The sequence below is a fragment of the Corynebacterium sp. HMSC072A04 genome, from assembly GCF_001809235.1.
Lineage (GTDB): Bacteria > Actinomycetota > Actinomycetes > Mycobacteriales > Mycobacteriaceae > Corynebacterium > Corynebacterium hiratae.
In genome coordinates this window covers 86,296-87,377 of the sequence record NZ_KV796812.1, presented here as the reverse complement: position 1 = coordinate 87,377, position 1,082 = coordinate 86,296, and the positions used below count along the sequence as shown (strand labels likewise).

Sequence of the window (1,082 nt, the reverse complement as noted above, 5' to 3'; positions counted from 1 at the left end):
ACTGCTACCAAATAGCCGGTCGCAACACCAAGGACACAGTGTGCTACCTCAGCGCAGCGGTGCTTCCCGACGTTTCGTTGACACGTGTGGACAATTTTGCGAATTTTGGGATTTTTGGGAACTTCCTAGCAATGGGGCACGTTGATCCCAGTGAAATGACAAACACGGCACCCCCTCCGGGGCTGCTTTTAGAGAAAGACTGTGAAAGGAATCGGGATTCGCGTGCGTTCTAGTAACCCCGTGATGAGTTCCCTCTCGTCCAGCCAAAGCCAGACCCAGGTTAACCCCTACGGTCAGAGCGACAATCCGTTTAACCAGGGAAACCGTAGCGCCGAGCGTCCGCTGACGGTTGATGATGTCGTGACCAAGACTGGCATCACCTTGGGCGTCATTATCGTTATGGCCGTGCTCAACTTCGCTATTGGTGAGTTGATCAACCCGGGCATCTCAATGATTCTTACCTTGGTTGGTGCGCTGGGCGGTTTCGTTACTGTTCTGGTCTCAACGTTTGGTAAGAAGTTCGGATCTGCTGCGGTGACGTTAATCTACGCAGTGTTTGAAGGCCTTTTCGTGGGCGGATTCTCGCTCATGTTTGCCGGCGTATCCTTCGGTAACTCCGATGGTATGGCGCTTATCGGCCAGGCCATCATGGGCACCGTTGGCGTATTTATCGGCATGCTGATGGTCTACAAGACCGGTGCAGTCAAGGTCACCCCGAAGTTCAACAAGATCATGTTCGGCCTCATCGCCGGCGTGGCTGTGATGGCGCTGGGCAACTTACTGGGAGCTATCTTCTTCGGCTTTAACCCGCTGCGTGATGGCGGCATGCTTGCCATCATCTTCTCCTTGGTCTGTATCGTTCTGGCCTCCCTGTCCTTCATGACGGACTTCGATCAGGCTGACCGTCTCATCCGCCAGGGCGCTCCGGCTCAGTATGCTTGGGGCATCGCTCTCGGCTTGGCCGTGACCCTGGTCTGGCTCTACACCGAGATTCTCCGTCTGCTGAGCTACTTCAGGGACTAGCCTCGGTACCGCCTTTAAGAACCGGCGGCCGGCACCACAATCACTTGTGGGTGCCGGCC

The 1,082-nt window shown here is 55.6% G+C and carries 1 protein-coding gene; it reads left to right on the top strand.

The window, feature by feature from the left end; translation table 11 throughout:
- Positions 1-222: 222 nt before the first annotated feature.
- The gene (locus tag HMPREF2565_RS12975; RefSeq protein ID WP_070679983.1) at positions 223-1,023 is read left to right on the top strand and encodes a Bax inhibitor-1/YccA family protein; all 801 of its coding nucleotides are present in this window, start codon (positions 223-225) and stop codon (positions 1,021-1,023) included.
- Positions 1,024-1,082: the final 59 nt, after the last annotated feature.